18 protein-coding genes are annotated in these 19,729 nt (G+C 52.0%); 9 read left to right on the top strand and 9 right to left on the bottom strand.

Features of this window, described 5'->3' with window-relative positions:
• Positions 1-369: 369 nt before the first annotated feature.
• Genes HBA93_RS16495 through HBA93_RS16485 form a run of 3 tightly spaced genes read right to left on the bottom strand, consistent with a single transcriptional unit; the run spans position 370 to position 2,640 of the window.
• Complete coding sequence (locus HBA93_RS16495) at positions 370-882, bottom strand: methylated-DNA--[protein]-cysteine S-methyltransferase (RefSeq protein ID WP_221723984.1); 513 nt, start codon at positions 880-882, stop codon at positions 370-372.
• Positions 883-926: 44 nt separating this feature from the next.
• The gene (locus tag HBA93_RS16490) at positions 927-1,967 is read right to left on the bottom strand and encodes an LLM class oxidoreductase (RefSeq protein ID WP_221723983.1); all 1,041 of its coding nucleotides are present in this window, start codon (positions 1,965-1,967) and stop codon (positions 927-929) included.
• A gap of 49 nt (positions 1,968-2,016) precedes the next feature.
• Entirely contained in the window at positions 2,017-2,640 is a 624-nt protein-coding gene (locus HBA93_RS16485; protein WP_221723982.1) for a glutathione S-transferase family protein, read from the bottom strand.
• Positions 2,641-2,766: 126 nt separating this feature from the next.
• On the opposite strand from HBA93_RS16485, the gene HBA93_RS16480 reads away from it, so the two are divergent.
• Positions 2,767-3,660: a LysR substrate-binding domain-containing protein gene (locus tag HBA93_RS16480; protein ID WP_221723981.1), complete on the top strand. Its 894-nt coding sequence runs from the start codon at positions 2,767-2,769 to the stop codon at positions 3,658-3,660.
• A 1-nt stretch (position 3,661) separates the two neighbouring features.
• On the opposite strand, the gene HBA93_RS16475 is transcribed toward HBA93_RS16480, so the two are convergent.
• From HBA93_RS16475 to HBA93_RS16465, 3 genes are all read right to left on the bottom strand, one after another.
• Positions 3,662-5,314: an ABC transporter permease gene (locus HBA93_RS16475; protein ID WP_502910133.1), complete on the bottom strand. Its 1,653-nt coding sequence runs from the start codon at positions 5,312-5,314 to the stop codon at positions 3,662-3,664.
• A 215-nt stretch (positions 5,315-5,529) separates the two neighbouring features.
• Positions 5,530-6,552 (bottom strand): Fe(3+) ABC transporter substrate-binding protein, encoded by a 1,023-nt coding sequence (locus HBA93_RS16470; protein ID WP_221723979.1) that lies wholly within the window; start codon positions 6,550-6,552, stop codon positions 5,530-5,532.
• A 112-nt stretch (positions 6,553-6,664) separates the two neighbouring features.
• A complete protein-coding gene (locus tag HBA93_RS16465) occupies positions 6,665-7,750 on the bottom strand; it encodes an ABC transporter ATP-binding protein (RefSeq protein ID WP_221723978.1) in 1,086 nt (361 codons plus the stop codon).
• Positions 7,751-7,876: 126 nt separating this feature from the next.
• On the opposite strand from HBA93_RS16465, the gene HBA93_RS16460 reads away from it, so the two are divergent.
• Together HBA93_RS16460 and HBA93_RS16455 are read left to right on the top strand one after the other, a co-directional pair.
• Positions 7,877-8,245, top strand: coding sequence for a DUF488 domain-containing protein (locus HBA93_RS16460; RefSeq protein WP_221723977.1), 369 nt, complete (start codon positions 7,877-7,879; stop codon positions 8,243-8,245).
• A 193-nt stretch (positions 8,246-8,438) separates the two neighbouring features.
• Positions 8,439-9,218 carry an acetoin reductase gene (locus HBA93_RS16455; RefSeq protein ID WP_221723976.1) on the top strand — a complete coding sequence of 260 codons (780 nt, stop codon included), beginning with the start codon at positions 8,439-8,441 and terminating at the stop codon, positions 9,216-9,218.
• Positions 9,219-9,272: 54 nt separating this feature from the next.
• Here the strand turns inward: HBA93_RS16455 and HBA93_RS16450 are convergent, their stop codons facing one another.
• Together HBA93_RS16450 and HBA93_RS16445 are read right to left on the bottom strand one after the other, a co-directional pair.
• Positions 9,273-10,166 carry a sugar kinase gene (locus tag HBA93_RS16450; protein WP_221723975.1) on the bottom strand — a complete coding sequence of 298 codons (894 nt, stop codon included), beginning with the start codon at positions 10,164-10,166 and terminating at the stop codon, positions 9,273-9,275.
• 8 nt (positions 10,167-10,174) lie between these two features.
• On the bottom strand, positions 10,175-11,257 hold the full coding sequence (locus tag HBA93_RS16445; protein ID WP_221723974.1) for a D-TA family PLP-dependent enzyme: 1,083 nt from the start codon (positions 11,255-11,257) through the stop codon (positions 10,175-10,177).
• 217 nt (positions 11,258-11,474) lie between these two features.
• On the opposite strand from HBA93_RS16445, the gene HBA93_RS16440 reads away from it, so the two are divergent.
• The 4 genes from HBA93_RS16440 to HBA93_RS16425 all read left to right on the top strand — a co-directional run bounded on the left by HBA93_RS16440 (position 11,475) and on the right by HBA93_RS16425 (position 16,717).
• Positions 11,475-13,004 carry an ABC transporter substrate-binding protein gene (locus tag HBA93_RS16440; protein ID WP_502910134.1) on the top strand — a complete coding sequence of 510 codons (1,530 nt, stop codon included), beginning with the start codon at positions 11,475-11,477 and terminating at the stop codon, positions 13,002-13,004.
• An 80-nt stretch (positions 13,005-13,084) separates the two neighbouring features.
• On the top strand, positions 13,085-14,026 hold the full coding sequence (locus HBA93_RS16435) for an ABC transporter permease (protein ID WP_022709304.1): 942 nt from the start codon (positions 13,085-13,087) through the stop codon (positions 14,024-14,026).
• On the top strand, positions 14,026-14,889 hold the full coding sequence (locus HBA93_RS16430) for an ABC transporter permease (protein WP_022709303.1): 864 nt from the start codon (positions 14,026-14,028) through the stop codon (positions 14,887-14,889). The genes HBA93_RS16435 and HBA93_RS16430 overlap by 1 nt, the downstream gene beginning before the upstream one ends.
• Before the next feature lie 4 nt (positions 14,890-14,893).
• Positions 14,894-16,717 carry an ABC transporter ATP-binding protein gene (locus tag HBA93_RS16425; RefSeq protein ID WP_221723973.1) on the top strand — a complete coding sequence of 608 codons (1,824 nt, stop codon included), beginning with the start codon at positions 14,894-14,896 and terminating at the stop codon, positions 16,715-16,717.
• Between the two features lie 32 nt (positions 16,718-16,749).
• Here HBA93_RS16425 and HBA93_RS16420 read toward each other — a convergent pair whose 3' ends face one another.
• The gene (locus tag HBA93_RS16420; RefSeq protein ID WP_221723972.1) at positions 16,750-17,538 is read right to left on the bottom strand and encodes an IclR family transcriptional regulator; all 789 of its coding nucleotides are present in this window, start codon (positions 17,536-17,538) and stop codon (positions 16,750-16,752) included.
• A gap of 111 nt (positions 17,539-17,649) precedes the next feature.
• On the opposite strand from HBA93_RS16420, the gene HBA93_RS16415 reads away from it, so the two are divergent.
• A complete protein-coding gene (locus HBA93_RS16415) occupies positions 17,650-17,994 on the top strand; it encodes a RidA family protein (RefSeq protein WP_113945964.1) in 345 nt (114 codons plus the stop codon).
• A 26-nt stretch (positions 17,995-18,020) separates the two neighbouring features.
• A complete protein-coding gene (locus HBA93_RS16410) occupies positions 18,021-19,616 on the top strand; it encodes an N-acyl-D-amino-acid deacylase family protein (protein WP_221723971.1) in 1,596 nt (531 codons plus the stop codon).
• Positions 19,617-19,729: the final 113 nt, after the last annotated feature.

Genomic DNA, 19,729 nt, shown 5'->3' with positions numbered 1-19,729 from the left:
CGATTTCTATACGCTCTCACCTCATTACGTCCATAACCTGAAGGGTGAGGAGGAAAAGCAAGCAATTGACTATCGATGACCATACGAACGGGACAAAAAACGCCAACAAAACAAACAGCCCGCTCTTTGAGCGGGATTTTTTTTACTAACAGGGCGTCGATTTATGCCCGCTCAGCGGCCCGCAAATTTGAGAAGCGGTAAAGCCATAAAGCCGGCAAGCCTGTCCGAATAAACAAAGCTTACCTGTCATTGAAAATCACTAAAACTGCAGAACGCTGACGCTGTAAACGCGGGGCGCGAAATCCACCGCTTCAAAGCCGGATCGTTTAAATAAGGCAAAGGGACTGCTATGAACGGCTTCTCGTTGTGTCACAGTAAGCGCTCCTGATAAAGACAGCCCTCCAAACGCAACAGCGCCTCTTTCTTAGCAAGCCCGCCGCTAAAGCCCGTCAGCTTGCCATTGGCCCCTATAACGCGATGACACGGAACTATAATCGAAATCGGATTGATCGCATTAACACGACCAAAAGCACGCGCAGAACCAAAATGCCCCGCGCGCAAAGCAAGCTCACCATAACTAATAACCATACCATAAGGTACTTTGGATAGCTCCAGCCATGCGGCCTTCAGAAAAGGCGTGCCAAGCGGTGCAAGCGTAAGATCAAAAACGCGCCGCTCCCGGGCGAAATACTCGCCTATCTGCTCCGCAATATGTGACACTGCATTATCGTCGTGTCGCGTAACTGGTATTTGTGTTTGAGGCGGATGCACCCGACTGTCATTATCAAAGTCAAGCCGCATGACAGCCCCGTGATCGTTGACGATTGCGATCATAGTGCCGATCGGGGTTTCAATATTTCCTGAGTAGTACCGGTCTGTCATGCTATGCCTGTCACTATCTGTTAAGTCCCTATATCATTTGTATTTTACCATTTTATGGCAGAAGGTGCAGGGCCCTCCAGAGAGGGAAACAGCGGCAAAACCTCTTCTGCCAGTTCCTGTATGATCTCTGCCGGCGGACGCGTCGCAAACTGCATGCCAAGTGCGGCATGATTGACGCCTGCTTGCTGCCATTCTCCGAGCAGATCAATCAGTCCTTTGCGTCCGGTTTTGAGCGTAAAGCCGCCATTGAGTGGTGTGCGCGGAAAATCCGGATCTTCCGTCAGCTCAATCCATTCATTGGTGACATGCGGGCGGAAGCCACCATCGGGCAAAGCGTCCCGCCAGCGCTTTATATTCTCCGCCAGTCGCTTGGGACCCTCGGAATGGTGTGTCGGCTGCGGATAAGTCAGCCAGCCATCAGCATAGTGTGCAACCCACTCCGGCGTTTGGCGACTGGAGCCGGTGATCAATAAAGGGATGCGTCCGAAAGGCGGTTTTGGCAAAAATTCAGCCTGCGTTATTTCTCCCAAGACTGACCGGATAGGGGCTGTTTTATCGGAGAGCAATTGACGGAAATAATGGACAGTTTCAGCAAAGCGCTGTCCTCTTGTATCATGGTCTAATCCATAGGCCGGAAATTCGACTGGCCGGTCGCCGGAGGCAATACCGAGTACTAATCTTCCACCGGACAGATGATCAATCGTGCTTGCGGATTTTGCCAGATCAATCGGATGACGCAGTGAGAAAATGGCGCTGCCGGTAGCCAGTGAAATGCGACTGGTGTGAGCCGCAAGAAAAGCAAGATAGGTAAACGGGTCAAAGACCTGACCGGCATCTCCAAAAGACGGATCGTACAGGGGAACATCCCGTACCCAGACGGATGCAAATCCGAACTCATCAATGCTTTTTACCAATGCGGTTTGATTTTCAAGTACACGCATATCCCCTTGATAAAAGCGCAGCGGCAGAAAAATACCGATTGTCAGCTGATTGTTGGCAAACATCCGGCGATAACCCGGATGATGTGCGAATGCATCCGAGGATGCACCCAGAGCGATATCGGAAACAGCCTGATTGCTGATCATAGTATATCTTTCAATAGAGAGAGTTATTAGGAGGCAGAGCAGAAAAGGTTCAAGGGCCGGTTGCGGGGGCTGGCAACGTAATGCCACGCTGTACTGCCGGACGGGCTGCGACCCGCTGGTGCCATGCGCTCAGAAAGGGAAATTGATCGAAACTGAAGCCGCAAATCCGGGCGATATGTGTCCAGCCGAATGCCGCTATATCAGCAATGGAATATTCTGAGCCGGCAAAATATTCAGCATCACTCAGCCGCTGATCGAGGACCTGATAAATATCCTTTGTCAGTTTTTGGTAACGGGTAATGGCGGGCTGTAGTTTAGCTTCAGCGAAGATTTCGAAATGAACACGCTGACCAAAGATCGGTCCCATGCTGGACGAATGGAATTGCAGCCATTGAAGTGCCTGCCAGCGCTCCGTAAAAGATTTTGGCAGTAACTGGCCGGATTTTTCAGCGATGTACAGCAGGATGGCGGCAGATTCAAATAATACTATCCCTGTTGTACTGTCGGTGATGACAGGTATGCGTCCGTGCGGATTGAGTTTCAGGAAATCTGTACTGTGGTGTTCACCTTGATCAATTTTAATATGATGCAGGGTGTAGTCTAGGCCTGTTTCTTCAAGGGCAATGGTAGCCTTGAACCCGTTCGGGGATGAATCGCTATAAAGTTCAAGCATTTTTTCCTTTTGATGATGTGGTAGAAAATCTAAATTATGATAACATCATCTGAGAACATAACTATTTTGTAATCGTTTATTTTAAAAACGATTGATTCTGATTATTGAATTTAGGAAATCTAAATTATGGGCAAGGTTTTGCCATTATTGGCTTTGCGGGCTTTCACTGAGACCGGGCGCACAGGCAGTATTAAAAGTGCCGCTGAGACAATGGGAGTAACTTCAGGAGCTGTTAGCCAGCAAATCCGTTTGCTTGAGGAGCGGACAGGGGTAATACTTTTCAGGCGCACGCGATATGGTGTGGAGCTGACGGAAGCAGGGGCGGGTATTTATCCCGCATTGATGCGGGCATTTGCACAGATTGAAGCGAGCCTTGCCGCCCTTGAAGCTAGCACGGACCGGCAAACTTTGACGGTTAGCACGCTGCCCTCTTTTGCCGCCTCATGGCTGGTGCCGCGTCTGGGTAAATTTATGGAACAAAATCCGGAGATTGAAGTCCGTGTTGAGGCGTCGTCAGGTTTAACCAACCTGCATGGCGGACGTGTCGATATAGCGATCCGTCACGGGCTTGGTGATTATCCGTCTTATGATGTGCAGCCTTTGATAGCTCCGGAACTTGTGCCGGTGCTTTGTCCTGCATTACTGGCCTCAGGTCCTGCTATTCATGAGCCGTCAGATTGTCTGGCCTACCCTTTGCTGCAGGATTCTGATCGTGCTGACTGGCGTTTGTGGCTTACGGCCTGCGGTGCGGAGCCGACGCCGGAAGCGGAGCGGGGCACTGCTTTCGATGATGATTTCCTGTTATTGCGTGCTGCTGAGGCCGGACAGGGAATTGCTCTTGTGCGGGATATTTATGCCAGACCGGAAATCGCTGCAGGACGCCTTGCGCTTGCAATAGACCGCCCCTGGCCGACGCAATTTGCTTATTATGTGCTGACCTTACCCGAAAATGCACAAAAACCTGCTGTGAATCTGTTTATTGAGTGGCTGCATCAGGAGGCAGCAGCAGAGAGCATGTAGCTTACAGGCGGCGCCCTACACGGGATAAGACAATGACCGGCAGAATACCGATGGCAACAATTGCCAGTGCTGCGATCGAGGCTTCCTCATAGGTACCGCGTGCCGCTTCTCCGTAAAGATGGGTTGCCAGTGTTTCGATGTTGAGAGAGCGTAGCAACAGTGTGGCGGGCAGTTCTTTCACGCAATCAACAAAGACCAGCAATGCCGCTGCACTAAGAGCCGTTTTGGATAAGGGCAAATGAATATGCCGGAAGGTGCCGGTTGCCGTCTCACCCAATGTTCGGGAGGCCTGATCATAGGTGATTGGAATACGGTTGAAGCCCGCATCAATACTACCGGCGGATATTGCTAAAAAACGTACCAGATAGGCATAGATCAGTGCTGCGCCGGAGCCGAGCAGGAACAGGCTGACCGACATATTAAACCATGACATGGCGATCTGGCTGATAAAGCGATCCGCTGCGCCGGTGATAATGAGTACGCCGATCGCAATCACCGTTCCGGGGGCTGCATAGCCCATGGTGGAAAAGCGGAAAAACCATTGCGAGGTATTACCCGGACGCAGCCGGATCGTATAGGCAACGATCAGGCCGATGGTGAGTGTAACGATAGTCGCGACCGAAGCCAGTATCACCGTATTGATGATTTCATCATAAAGGCGTGGCGAGATGCCGGCAAAGCGCATACGTTTCCATGCTTCAGTAGCCAGATAAATAGCCGGAAAGACAAAACCGAGCAGGATTGGTGTAAGTCCCAGCAAAAAGAAAATACCGCCACGGGCTGCGCTGACTTTATGTGGCGTGAATTGCTGGCTGCGTTTTGCACTGGATGAAAAACGCTGTTTGCGCCGCGCCCAGCGTTCAAGCGAGACAAGGCAAACAACAATCAGCAAGAGCGCCAGTGCAATCTGTGCAGCTCCCGGCAGATCTGAGCGGGTGACCCATGTTGTATAAATGGAAACGGTAAGTGTGCGGATGCCAAGAAATTCAGCCGCACCAATATCGTTCAGTGTTTCCATCAAAGCGAGACTGATGCCGACGGCAATGGCAGGGCGTGCCATCGGGAGAGCAACGTGCCAGAAGATTGCATTACGGGTGACGCCCAAAGTTCGCGCTGCATCAATCAGTGAAGAAGATTGCGTAAGGAACATCGCCCGCGTCGGAATATAGACATAAGGATACAGAACGAAACCAAGCAGCAGAATGCAGCCGGTCATGGAGCGGATATCCGGCAGGCGGAAGTCGCGCGGATTTGCATAGCCCAGCATGTCCCGTAATGCGCTTTGAACAGGGCCGATCGGGTGCAGAATATCAAGATAGGCATAGGCAATAATATAAGTCGGAACAGCAAGCGGCAGCAGTAAAGCCCATTCCAGAATTTTGCGCCCGCGAAAATCATAGGCTGTTACCAGCCATGCAGCAGATGTGCCGACAATTGCAACAATAATGCCGACACCAGTCAGCAGAATGAGTGTATCAATGAATGCAACCGGTAATGTTGTGGCCAGAAGATGTGACCACAGACCTTCAGAACCCTGTGCGGCTTGTAAAGCAAGCGCCAGTACCGGCAAAAAAACCAGAATTGCGCTGACTGCTGAAAGGCAGAGCCATAAAGATCCGGCACGGAAAACCCGGCTTTTAGAATATGCTGGCATATTAAGGCTCGCCATTGTCCGGAGCGGTTTTGATTTTTCCTGAAACGGAAACCGCTCTTTCTCTCAGTGTTGCAGTTGAAGCGAATCGTCGTCGTAACTGCTTTAGAGCATAATTTTAAAGTGTTAGAGTGAGTTTTGTGCGCCCAACGGGGCGTCCGGCGCTCTAATATAAAAAACGCCGCTCTTCATTATTCATAAAGAGCGGCGTTTTCTTATTAATTGTCGAAGCCTACTTTATCGACCAGCTCACTGGCCTGTTTACGATGGCTTACGATTTCTGTGAGCGGGGTTTTGTCGATTGTCAGCTCACCGAAGGATTTCACAATCGGATCAAGCGGCGCACCGGCTTTAACCGGATATTCGAAATTGGCTTCCGCATAGATTTTCTGAGCTTCATCGGAAACCAGATATTCAAGCAGCTTCACAGCAGCGTCTTTGTTCTTGGCATGTTTGGCAAGAGATGCACCGCTGATATTGACCTGTGTGCCGCCTTCTTTGAAGGTTGGCAGAATGACTTTGAGGCTTTCACCCCATTTGACCTGCTCTTCACCGCCCTTACCGGAACGCATCAGACCGACATAGTAGGAGTTGGCAACTGCGATATCGCAAATGCCGCCTGCAATGTCTTTGGCGCCGTCACGGTCACCACCGGCAGCTTTACGCGCCAGATTATCTTTCACGCCTTTGAGCCATTCTTCAGTTTTTTCAGCGCCGTAATGGGCAATATAATCAGCGATCAGTGCTGTGTTGTAAGGATGCTGACCGGCACGAATACAGATCTTACCTTTCCATTTCGGATCGGACAGATCTTCATAATTCAGAGCGGTAACATCCAGATCCTTGGCAGCGTAAACAACGCGGGCGCGCATGGACAGTGCAAACCACTCACCTTTTGCATCGCGTAACTGTGCCGGAATAGCATCTTCCAGAACTTTGGAAGAGACAGGCTGGGTAAGGCCTTTTTCTGTCAGGTCGATCAGATTGCCTGCATCAACAGTCATCAGAATATCTGCCGGAGAGTTTTCACCTTCCGATGCAACGCGCTCAGCCAAACCATCTTTCAGGAACACAGTGTTGACCGTAATGCCGCTGGAAGCCTTGAAGGCATCAAGCAGAGGCTGGATCAGACCCGGTTCGCGGGTGGTATAGATATTGACTTCTTCTGCATTCGCCGCGCCTGCGAAAAGGGTTCCGAAGACGAGAGCAAAGCCTGCCTGCGCATATCCGGTTCTGGTCATTGTATCTCTTTCATGATTGAAACTGCATGGACAGAAATTATGATTAATAAAGTCAACTATTGGTTGAGTTTGGCTGTCAAGTCAAGCCTTTGTGAACATACTGTGTGTGCGTTTAATCGCGGAAGAAGAGTGCTTTGTCCGTATCAAGCTGCAAATGTATTTTCTGTATATTGGTTGGCAGCCGGAGAGATGTGCGGATACGCAAAGGCATTTGCAAGCTACCGGTGCTGATAAGCAGTTCTTCTGTTTCGCCCAGAAAATGACGGCCTGTCACTGTGCCTTCAGTTGTATTCTGCAGGTCATCTGTGCCGGTCACCGGATGAATATGGGACGGGCGCAGATACATTGTTACCGGTCCGTCGCTGAGTTCTGTATTCCTGACCGGAAATGTACCAAGCGGGGTTTCAATCATCCCGCTCTTGATTGTGCCCGGAATAGCATTGAAACTGCAGAAAAAATCAGCTGCATAACGCCCGTTCGGGTGGTCGTAGATTTCATGCGCGGTGCCTTGCTGAATGATCTTGCCGGATTTCATTAAAATGATCCGGTCTCCGGCAGATAAAGCCTCTTCGGCATCATGCGTTACGATAATAACTGTGGTGCCCAACTGGCGCAGCAGAGCAATGGTTTCACTACGCACTTTCTGGCGTAAGCCCTGATCGAGGTTGGAGAATGGTTCATCCATCAACAGAATGTCCGGAGTCGGAGCTAAGGCGCGCGCCAATGCCACGCGCTGTTGTTCGCCGCCAGAGAGCATATGCGGATAACGGGATGCCATATGGGATAATCCGACCAGAGCCAGCAATTCATCAGCCCGAGCTGCGGCCGTTGTCCGCGGTGTTTTCCTCAAGCCGAAGAGGACGTTCTGTTTGACCGTCAGATGCGGGAACAGGGCATAGTTCTGAAAGACCACGCCGACGCGGCGTTGTTCCGGTTCGATAAAATGCGTGCCGCTGACGATGGGCTGATTATTGATGAAAACAGATCCGCTGTCCGGCGTATCAATACCGGAAATAATCTTGAGCAGAGTGGTTTTCCCGCAGCCGGAATGGCCGACAAGACAGATGATTTCCCCGGAAGCAACGGACAGCGAAATATCCTGCAGTGCGGCAGTAGTGTCGAAATGTCTGCTGACGGATGAAACCTCCAAAGCAGCAAGTCTGTTATCACTTTGTCCGGTGTGGTCTTTTGAATGCACTGTTCACTCTGCCTGTTTCCGTTCCGATTTTGCTATAACACCCGTTCCGGAGTTGTACTATAAAAACCTGACATTTATCATCTTGTAAAACTGAATATGTTTGGCAATGCCGGAGGAGTGCGGGCAATGTTAAAAATCGCAGTGAAACGGATTTACGAAGATGTATCACCGGATGATGGTTTCAGAGTGCTGATTGACCGCATCTGGCCGCGCGGTATGAGCAAAGAGCACGCTGCACTTGATCTCTGGCTCAAAGAGATAGCGCCGACAACGGAGCTGCGGCAATGGTTCCATCATCAGGAAAGCAGTCTGGAAAACTGGCAGATATTCTGCGGGCGCTATCGTGAGGAATTACAGCATAATCCTGAACCTGTGAAACTGCTTTTGCAGCATTGTTCAGAAGGGGTGGTTACGTTGCTTTATTCAGCAAAAGATACGGACCATAATCAGGCAATTGTTCTCAGAGATTATTTGGCAGAGCAACAAGCGTCGTAAGCGATGATGCTTTGAGATGTATTTTCTGATTTGAATGGAAAATTGATTGTAATCAATGAACTAAAGCAGAAATCTGCGATTCTGTCCTCATATCCGGTATCAGTCATGCATTGCAAAAGGCCATATTGCGGCCGTGTATAGCAGGCATGTTGACCGGCAGATTTTCGATCCTCAAGACGAAAGGGATATGATTATGACTGTTACCAATAAGGTTGCGTTAGTTACCGGAGCTGCTCAGGGTATTGGTCGCGGCATTGCGTTGCGTCTGGCAAAAGACGGTTTTGATCTGACACTGGTTGATCTGAAAGAAGACAAGCTTGAAGCTGTTGCCAAAGAGATTGAAGCGCTCGGGCGCAAGGTAACGACTTTTGCTGCCGATGTCAGCAAGCGAGAGGATATTTACGCGGCCATTGATTATACCGAGAAAGAACTCGGCGGTTTTGATGTGATTGTGAACAATGCCGGTATTGCGCAGGTTAAGCCGCTTTCCGAAGTGACGCCGGAAGAAGTGGACCGGATATTTAAGATCAATATTGACGGCGTACTTTGGGGTATTCAGGCGGCTGCGGCGAAGTTCAAGGAACGTGGCCAGAAGGGTAAAATCATCAATGCGTCGTCTATTGCCGGTCATGATGGTTTTGCGATGCTTGGCGTCTATTCCGCAACCAAATTCGCGGTGCGGGCGCTGACACAGGCTGCGGCGAAGGAATATGCCAGCGCGGGCATCACCGTGAACGCCTATTGTCCGGGCATTGTCGGTACCGATATGTGGGTGGAAATTGACGAGCGGTTCTCAGAGTTGACCGGCGCGCCGAAGGGCGAGACCTATAAGAAATTTGTTGAAGGTATTGCCCTTGGCCGTGCGCAAACACCGGATGATGTCGCAGCGTTGGTCTCTTTCCTCGCAGGGCCGGATTCCGATTATATTACCGGTCAGGCCATTCTGACTGACGGCGGTATTGTTTATCGCTGATTGCTGCGGTTTTTTATAAGAAAGCCCGTCGGAAATTCCGGCGGGCTTTTGTGTTTAGTCCACCAGAGCGCCATAGTGCTGGATGGTTTTTGCTGCGGTTTGTGCTGCAAAACGAATGGCGGCTCCGGCATCGCCGGTTTGTGCAAAATGCCCTAAGAATGAGCCGTTGAAACTATCTCCTGCACCGGTTGTATCGATAATCTGTGCGACGGGCGCTGTTTTGACTGTAAAAGACTGGCCGTCAAAAAGAACTTCAATTTCATCCGCACCATTTTTGACAATGATCCGCTTCAGACCGTAGCTTTGATAGCGGCTGATTGTGTCCGCTGTCGTCAAATCACCGAAACAGGCGACCTCATCATCAAAACTTGGCAGCACCAGATTGCTGGCTTTGGCACCACGGATCAGTTGTGCGCGCATATGGTCTTTATCTGTCCAGAGGCGAGGACGAATATTGGGGTCGAAAGCGATAATCTTATTCGTATCGCGGAGCTCTTGCAGAATGCTGAGCAGATTATCAGCCCCGTCACCCTCAAGGATTGCCAGCGTGATGCCGGAGAAAACAACAATATCAGAAGCTTCAATGGCCTGCCGCAATGCAGTTTTGTTTTCTGCCAGCAAACGAGCTGCGGATTGCGACCGCCAATAGGAAAAACTGCGCTCACCATTGTTGAGATGCACCATATAGAGGCCGGGCATGCGCGATACATGGCGGCCTATATAGTCGGTTCCGATCTGTTTTTGTGCCATGAATGCCAGCATGGCATCGGACATTGCATCCTGCCCGAGCAGAGTGAAATAGCTGACCTGCCAGTCTGCTGGCAGCGCCGCACGGGCATAATAAGCGGCATTGAAGGTGTCTCCGGCAAAGCCTTGCCGTAACAAGCCGTTGCCATCAGGAGCAAGCTCGATCATTGCCTCGCCGATGGCGAGAAACTGTCCGCTCATGATTAACCTCAGACCAGCTTGCCACGGGCTGCAATCGGCCAGTTCTCCGTGACCATGCCGTTTCGCTGGATATAGAGGCTGTCAAACATATTGGTAACGACGCAGACATGGTTCGGGATGATCCGTACTTTGTCGCCGACTTTGAGGTTGATAGGCTTGTCGCTGACCAGACGGCCGTGTTCTTCCGACAACTGATCGATGCGGATATCATCGCGTCCGAGGACATGGCCATAACCGCTCAATCCGAACAGGTCAGAAGTCAGCGTTTTACTGCCGGCATCAATAATCGCGCGGTTGTCAGACGGCACGGACACAACAGTTGCCAGTACAAAAAATGCACAATCATCATAGGTGCAAGCGCCGCGCTCAACCAGTGAGCGGTCATTATAAATATAGGTGCCGGGGCGGTATTCTGTAACAACAGGTGCATCAGCCGCGCTCATCATTGAGGGCGTGCCGCCGGAGGTAATGAGTGGAACTGTGATGCCGGATGCTTCGATTTGTTGTTTTGCCTGTTCCATGAAGTTTTCAACGGCTGCATGGGCATTGGCAGGCGGATAGGTCATCAGGCCGCCGAAATGCAGCCCTGCAGCGTTATGAATGGCCTTGGCAAGTTCTGCTGCTGCTTCAGGTGTTGCTACACCACAGCGGTCTGCACCGGTATTGCACTCTACCAGCACGGTTAAAGGCTGTGCCTCATTGGCGAAAGCTTCGGACAGACCATTAATTACAGTCAGATTATCCGCAACCACATTCAGTTTTGTGCGGTGCGCGAGCGCTTTGAGCCGGTCAAGTTTTTCGCTGCCTAAAATATTATAGGTAATCAGCAGGTCAGGGGAGAGACCATATTGTTTTTGCAAGCCGTCGAGCATGGCTTCTGCTTCAGAGATTTTCTGGCAGGTAATGCCGTCTGCGCCTGCTGCAAGCTGGGCATAGGCCAGCGCCGGTAATTTATGCGTTTTGATGTGAGGACGCACCTTGAAACCATGTTGGTTCGCATAGGACTGAAAATTACGGATATTTTTTTCTGCAATATCCAGATCAACGACAATTGCCGGTGTGTTCAATTGGTCCGCAAGTTTTGGTTCCATTTTTCCTCACAAATTCCGCGACCCTGTTGACTTGCCTTTCAGACGTCAAAAAACGTACCGGTCAGGCTGGTCGCCCCCTTGACAAGTTATGCATACTGTATTGAGATACGTCAATCCGGTAAAATAGACTAATGTCCATTATTTTGGACAAAATGAAAAATCATACCGAGGAGGAGCTGCATCACCTGATGCAGGCAAACAATTGGGGGTTCAGAAAATGCAGGCAATGAAACTGGCACTGTTATTGGGTGCCGCGACAATCGCATTGACACCATCCGCTTTCGCGCAGCAAAAAGGCGGCGTGCTGGATGTGGCAACTATTGGTGAGCCGCCGACACTGGACCCGATGGTCTCAACGGCTGATCTCGTCGGCATTGTCAGTCAGCATATGTTTGAGACGCTTTATACTTTCGATAAAGACTGGAAACCGGCGCCGCTTCTGGCTGCCAGCCTTCCGGAAATCTCTGCCGACGGAAAAACCTATCTGGTTAAGCTGCGTGAGGGCGTTAAATTCCACGATGGTTCGGACATGACATCGGAAGATGTTGTGGCATCGCTCAAGCGCTGGACAACCTTAGCCTCGCGCGGCAAACAGGCAGCAACTTTGATTGAAGCCATTGAGCCGGTTGACGATTACAGCATCAAAATCACGCTGAAGCAGCCTTATGCACCGCTGACATCTCTGCTAGCGTTTAATAATTCCGCAGCCATTGTTTTGCCCGCAGAAAAACAGGCTGAGCCGATGACAGAATTTGTCGGCACCGGCCCTTATCAGTTTAAAGAGCGCAAGCCGGATCAGTATATTCAGCTGGTGCGTTATGACGGGTATAAATCGCAGGAAGGCGAGCCGAGCGGTTATGCCGGTGGCCGCCAGCAAAATCTCGATGAAATCCGTTTTGTGCCGGTGCCGGATGCCAATACCCGCGTAGAGGCTGCGGTTTCCGGCCAGTATGGTTATGTGGATGCGCTGCCGGTTGAGGCTTTTGACCGTGTGTCCGGCTCAGCGTCTTCGGATGCGGTGATGCTCAAGCCGTTCGGCTGGCCGGTTTTCATTATGAATACTTCCAAAGGCATTGCTGCAAACCGTGATCTGCGTAAAGCTGTTCAGGTAGCATTGAATAATGAGGACATGCTGACTGCCGCCTATGGCAGCAAGGATTTCTTCAGTGTTGAACCATCGCTCTATCCGTCCCAATTCATTTGGAGTACCGATGCCGGTTCAGAGGGCAGTTATAATGTCGGTGATGCGGAAGCAGCAAAGGCACTGCTTAAAACCGCCAATTATAATGGCGAGCCGCTGCGTATTCTCACCAGCCGCCAATATGAGTTCCATTATAAAATGGCGCAGGTTGCCGCTGAATATCTTAAACTGGCCGGTTTCACTGTCGATATGCAGGTGGTGGACTGGGCAACACTCACCCAGCGCCGTGCTGATCCGGCACTCTGGGATATTTACATCACCCATAGTCCGTTCCTGCCGGAACCGGCTCTGATTGATCCGCTCTCTGTCAGTGCACCGGGCAAGTGGAATACACCGGCGCGCGCCAAAGTGATGGATGCGTTTAATGCGGAAGCTGATCCGCAGAAGCGTGCGGCACTCTGGGCAGATGTGCAGAAAGTTGTGTTTGACGAAGTGCCGTTCATCAAGGTCGGCAACTTTAACAATCTGTCTGCCAAATCCAAGAAACTGGATGGTGTGACGCCTGCACCATGGCCTTATTTCTGGAATGCTTCCGTTACACAGTAAATAAAACAGGCCGCGCCAGCTTCGGAGGAGAGGCGGCGCGGCTTTAAATGTTGGGTATTCCCGAATTGGGTGGAGACTGAATGCTACGCTATATCATACAGCGTCTGATCGGCATGATCGTGGTCATGTTTCTGGTTGTGACGATTGTTTTTGTGATCGTCCGCGTTACACCGGGTGATCCTGCAGCCGTCATGCTGGGGCCGGAAGCGACACAGGCTGATATTGAAGGACTGCGTGCTAAACTTGGTCTTGATCGTTCATTGCCGGTGCAATATGGCTATTACCTGCTGCAATTGCTGCGCGGTGATCTTGGCCAGTCGATTTTCCTCGGTCAGCCGGTTGCTCATGCCTTGGCGGAACGGGCAGAGCCGACCTTCTTTCTCACATTGTTCTCCATTCTGATTGCCAGTGCGATTGCGTTGCCGGTCGGTATTTATGCCGCGGTTAAACGTGGCTCATTTTTCGATCAGACCGCAACGGCGCTGGCGATGTTTGCCGCCAGTATTCCAAGCTTCTGGCTCGGCCTGCTGCTGATGCAGGTATTTGCCGTGCGCTACGGCTTGTTTCCGGTCTCCGGTTATGGCGGGCCGGATACAAGTTTCGGCGAGCGGATGATGCATCTGGTGCTGCCGTCTTTCGCGCTGGGCATTGTGTCCTCCGCTTTGATTATGCGTTTTACCCGTGCCTCCATGCTGGATGTGCTGGGCGATGATTATGTGCGCACAGCCCGTGCCAAGGGGCTGAATGGCAGACGCGTGGTGATGAAACATGCGTTTAAAAATGCGCTGATCCCGATTCTGACAGTGATCGGCCTGACCGCAGCTGTACTGATTTCCGGTGCTGTGGTCACAGAGACGGTGTTTGGCCTTCCGGGGGTTGGCAATCTTGTTGTCTCGGCTGTGATGCGCCGTGATTATCCGGTTATTCAGGGGGCGTTGCTGGTGATCGCCGCGCTCTATGTTCTGATTAATTTTGCCATTGATATGCTTTATCTGGCCGTCGATCCGAGGGTACGTTACTGATGACCGGCTCCAGTGTAAAATCCTCAGAAACATGGTTGTTTATCCGTCGCCTGTTGCGTCGCCGCACCGTTGCATTCGGCCTGTTCGTCCTGATCGTTTTCGTGTTGCTAGCCGTTCTGGCACCACTAATTGCACCCTATGCACCGGGTAAATTGTCGATCAGCAATCGTTTGACCGCGCCGAACGGCACATGGTTTTTCGGTACCGATGAATTTGGTCGTGATGTATTTTCCCGCACACTTTATGCGGGGCAGTTGTCATTGGCAGTCGGTGCCGCCGTGGTGGTGCTGGCAAGCCTGATTGGTATCACACTAGGCTTGCTGGCCGGTTTTTTCCAGCGGCTGGATACGCCGATTGCGCGTCTGATTGATGCGATGATGGCTTTTCCGGATATTCTGCTGGCGATTGCGCTGGTGGCCGCACTCGGGCCTTCGCTGACAACAGTGATTGTGGCGCTGTCGATTGTCTATGCACCGAGACTGGCGCGTGTGGTGCGTGCTTCAACACTCGTTATCCGCGAACTGCCTTATATCGAGGCATCGCGTGCGCTGGGCATATCCACGCCGCATATTATGACCCGCCATGTGTTGCGCAATTTGCTGTCGCCTATTCTGGTGCAGGGGACGTTTCTGTTTGCGCAGGCCATGCTTGCTGAGGCCGGTTTGTCCTTTCTGGGGCTTGGTGTCAGTCCGGAAATTCCGACATGGGGCACGATGATTGCCTCCGGCCGCCAATATGTCGGACAGGCAGACTGGATGACGCTGTTTCCGGGTTTTGCCATCATTCTCGCCGTGCTGTCTTTGCAGATGGTGGGTGACGGATTGCGCGATCTTCTCGACCCGCGTTTGCGTAAAGATATGTGAGGGCATGATGAGCCATTTATCAGACAAACAGCCTGTGCTCCGCGTGCAAAATCTCACCACGTCTTTTCTCGGTGAGGATGGCTGGCGACCGGTTGTGAAAAACATCTCCTTTGATGTCGGTGCAGGAGAAACTGTGGCGCTGGTCGGGGAGTCCGGTTCCGGAAAAAGTGTAACGTCTCTTTCGGTGATGCGATTGTTGCAGCCGGATACCAGCCGGATTGAAGGGAATATTCTGCTTGCCGGCAAAGATATCTTGCAACTGTCCGAGCAGGAAATGCAAAAAATACGCGGCAATGATGTCGCGATGATCTTTCAGGAGCCGATGACGTCGCTCAACCCGCTTTACACGGTGGGAGATCAGATTTGTGAAGCCCTGCTATGCCACCGCAATATGAGCAAGGCAGAGGCCAAGGCTGAAGCCCTGCGACTGATGGAAAAAGTACGCATTCCTTCTGCCGCAAGCCGGTTCAATGAATATCCGCATCGTTTCTCCGGCGGTATGCGCCAGCGTGTGATGATCGCTATGGCGCTGGTCACCCGCCCGAAACTGCTGATTGCCGACGAGCCGACTACAGCGCTGGATGTGACTATTCAGGGGCAGATTCTCGACCTGATTAAAACCCTGCAGGAGGAGGAAGGCACTTCGGTACTGTTCATCACCCATGATATGGGCGTGGTTGCAGAAATCGCTGATCGCACGGTGGTGATGTATCATGGTGATGCGGTGGAAACCGGCGATACGGCTGAGATTTTCCATCAGGCAAAACATCCTTATACGCAGGCTTTGCTCTCGGCCGTGCCTGCACTTGGTTCGATGACCGGACGTGCGCGCCCGCTGCGTTTTCCCGTCGTTGATATCCGAACCGGCACGGCACTGCCGCCGGTAGAAGCTGCTGATACTGTGGCGCAGGACGTGCCGCCGGTTCTGGATGTGAAAGGGCTGACGACACGCTTTACCATTCATAGCGGACTATTCGGGAAACTGGCAGGGCGTGTTCATGCGGTGGAGAATGTTTCTTTCTCGTTGCAGCCGGGGGAGACGCTGTCACTGGTGGGCGAGTCCGGTTGCGGTAAATCGACGACCGGCCGCTCAATCATGCGACTGATAGAGCCGCAAAGCGGTTCCGTTATGGTCAACGGGCAGGATGTGATGGCGATGGCAGGGCATGAGCTGCAAGGTCTGCGCCGTACCATGCAGATGATTTTTCAGGATCCCTATGCCAGTCTCAATCCGCGTATGCGGGTAGGGGCGTCGATTGCGGAGCCGTTTCTGGAGCACAAGCTCGGTACAAAACAACAGGCGCGGGAGCGTGTGTCCGATCTTCTGGAGCGTGTGGGGTTGAAAGCGGATATGGCGTCTCGCTTTCCGCATGAATTTTCCGGCGGGCAGCGTCAGCGTATTTGTATTGCCCGTGCTTTGGCGCTTGATCCGAAACTTATCGTTGCCGATGAGTCTGTTTCCGCGCTCGATGTGTCTATCAAGGCGCAGGTCATCAATCTGATGCTTGATCTGCAATCCAGTCTCAACCTGTCTTTTCTGTTTATCTCGCACGATATGGCGGTGGTGGAACGTCTCAGCCACCGCGTTGCGGTGATGTATCTGGGCGAGATTGTTGAGATCGGGCCGCGTGCAGCGGTGTTTGAAAACCCGCAGCATCCTTATACGAAAAAGCTGATGGCTGCCGTTCCGGTGCCGGATCCCGCACGACGCGGTATGCGGCGCGGGCAGATTGCTGATGAATTGCACAGCCCTGTTCGTGCACCGGATTATGTACCGGTCGAGCGGCAGGTGCGCGAAGTATCAGAAGGGCATTTCATATTCCAATGATACGTCCGGTGAAACAAATGTGCTTCTTCCTGTCAGCGTTTGCCGCTGAGCGCCTGCGCTGCTTGCTTGAGGCAATGCAGATAGAAAGCATGGTTCTTCAACCCGTCATCGCGGGGAGCGACAAGGCACAGTGTAGCGGTGGTAATACCTTGCGCATCACGCATAGGCACAGCAAAACAGTGAGTGAAATTATCGACCGTGCTGTTGAAGGTAAATTGACCGGTTCTGTCGGCTTCACGCACCTGCGCAATAAATTCTGCCGGATCAAGCCAGCTACCATTGGGCATTTGGAAATCGGCAGGGGGAATGAAACTGGTAATTTCTTCATCGCTGAGATGGGCGACCAGAAGGCGACCGGAAGCTGTCCACGGAATAGGCACGGAATGGCCGACATCCGAGGAAATACGGAACGGGCGCACGCCTTCTTTCATACGGGCAACGGTATATTTATTGCCGTCGAGCACGCAATATTGCGCTGTTTCACGGGTCTGTTCGGCAATACGTTCCAGCGCGGCATCGCAGGCGCGCATGAAGTCAAAATGATCTTCATAGGCCGCGCCGAGGAAATAGAGTTTGCGTCCGAGAAACACACGACCGTCGCCGCCGGTAAATTCGAGAATACCATTGCGCAGCAACAGGTTGACCAGCTCGTAAACCGAGGAACGCGGAGCGCCGATCTGCGCAGCAATTTCATTGGGTTTCAGCGGCTCACGTTTGTTGCGCAGAAAATCCAGTATCTCAAAGGCACGATCCAGACCGCGCGCACGTTTGCTGCTGTCTTCTTTGGGCGTGACCGGAGCGGTTGCGGTGTTGTCTGACATGCTGCCTCCGATGAGCGCTATAATGTTATTATGTCTGTTATATTGGATTTTAACATACAGGCAAGCAGAAGTTTACAATCAGAAGTGACGATGACAGAAGGAAATACGGGTATGATTATGCGTTATCAAAAAGGCAGCCGGATGAGTCAGGCCGTGAGCTATGGCGGCATGGTGCATATTGCCGGTCAGGTGGCTGAAAACCGCAAGGCTTCCATTGAAGAGCAGACCCGTGATGTTTTGGGGAAGATTGACCAGCTTTTGCAGCAGGCGGGAACCGACCGTTCCAAATTGCTGGCCGTGAATGTGTTTCTTCCGGCAATTGTTGATTTTGATGCGATGAATTCGGTCTATGATGCATGGATCGATCCGGAAAATCCGCCGGCTCGTGCCTGTGTGGAAGCGCGCCTTGCTGATCCTGATCTGCGGGTTGAAATGACAGCAGTTGCTGCCCTTTAATGCTCAATGAAGTGCCGGAGCCGGATATGACACAAACGCTCATTCGCAATGCCCGTATCATTGATGGCACCGGCGCGCCTTGGTATCGCGGCGATGTTTTGTTGAATGACGGACTGATCCGGCAAATCGGCAGAGGTCTGAAAGCAAATAGCGATGTGCAGATTATTGACGCGGATGAGCGTTATCTCAGCCCCGGATTTATCGATGCCCATTGTCATGATGATCTGATCTTTTTGCGCGAACGGGACAGGCCGGAAAAGGCCATGCAAGGGGTGACCAGTATTGTGGTCGGCAATTGCTCTTTCTCGCTCTATCCGGCAGCAGAACAGTCCCGCGAATATCTGCGTCAGCATTTCTCCGGTCTTCTCGGGGAAACGCGATCTGATGAGATTTTTGATGATTTCTCGGGATATTATCAGGCGCTGGAAGGAGAGGGGATTGCCCTCAATCTGATCTCGCTTGTCGGCCATGCGGCTTTGCGGCTGGCAGTAATGGGGCATGACAGACGACCCGCAACAGAGAACGAGCTTGCAGCGATGTGCCGGTTACTCGAAGTGCAAATGGCGCAGGGGGCGGCAGGTCTGTCTCTGGGGCTGGTTTACCCGCCAAGTGCTTTTGCTGAGATTGAAGAACTGGTGGCGCTTGGAAAAGTTGTCGCCGGTTTCGGCGGGGTGCTTGCTGCGCATATCCGTTCCTATGAAGCAGGGCTGATGCAGGCGACTGAAGAGTTCGGTGAGGCTGTGCGCCTGTCCGGTGCCGCAGGGTTGTTATCACATCTGCAGTCGGCGGGACGGCCGAACTGGGGCAATGTACCGGCGGTGATCGACTATCTGGAAAGTCTGCGGTCTGACGGTGTGGATATCAGCTTTGATATGTATCCCTATCCGGCAGGTAGTACATGGATATTACAGCTGTTACCGGCAGCGGTGATGGATGGTGGTTTGCCGGCTTTGAAAGCGCGCCTGCAGGATACAGCATGGCGGCAGAAACTGGCGCATTGGGTGGAACATGGCGGGGATAATTATCACGGTCAGAGCAAAATTTCGCTGATTGGCTGGGAGAATGTGCGGCTTTCAGCAATCGGCATTGAGGCGCTGAAACATCTGGAAGGGCAGACCATGCGTGAAGCTGCCTTTACACTTGGCACCACGCCTTTCGATCTGCTGGTGCGTTTTGTTGAAGAGGATGACGGGCAGACAGGAATTATCCTGTTTCAGCTTGATGAAAGTGACCTTCATGCAGCTTGTTGCAACCGGTTGTTTATGGCGGGGTCTGACGGCTTACCGCGCCCCGGATCCAAGCCGCATCCGCGTGCTTTTGGTACGTTCCCGCGTATTGCCGGTCCTTTGCGGCGGGAGAAAAAATGGTTTCCGCTTGAAGATGCAGTGCGCCGGATGACGTCTGTTGCTGCGCAGCGTTTTTCTCTGCATGACCGCGGCCTGTTACGTCCTGCAATGGCTGCTGATCTGGTGCTGTTTGAAGATGCAATCACCGATCACGCGACTTTTGAAAACTCCACGCAAATGCCTTCCGGTATCAACCATGTTTTTGTCAACGGACAGGCCGTGATTGCACAAGGCAAGCCGACTGGTATCAGAGGCGGAATAGTGTTGCGACGCTGATTGTTTCTGTCTTCATGCCTGATTTGAGCATGTGGTGGCTTGTCTTGTTGTGACGTTCATAAAATCTTAAGGCGGTATTTACCGGAAAACGATATTAATCCTGCTAATATCAG

Source organism: Ochrobactrum sp. SFR4 (genome assembly GCF_019730395.1).
GTDB lineage: Bacteria > Pseudomonadota > Alphaproteobacteria > Rhizobiales > Rhizobiaceae > Pseudochrobactrum.
The sequence above is the reverse complement of the archived record's forward strand: the minus strand, read 5'-3'. Positions and strand labels throughout refer to the sequence as shown.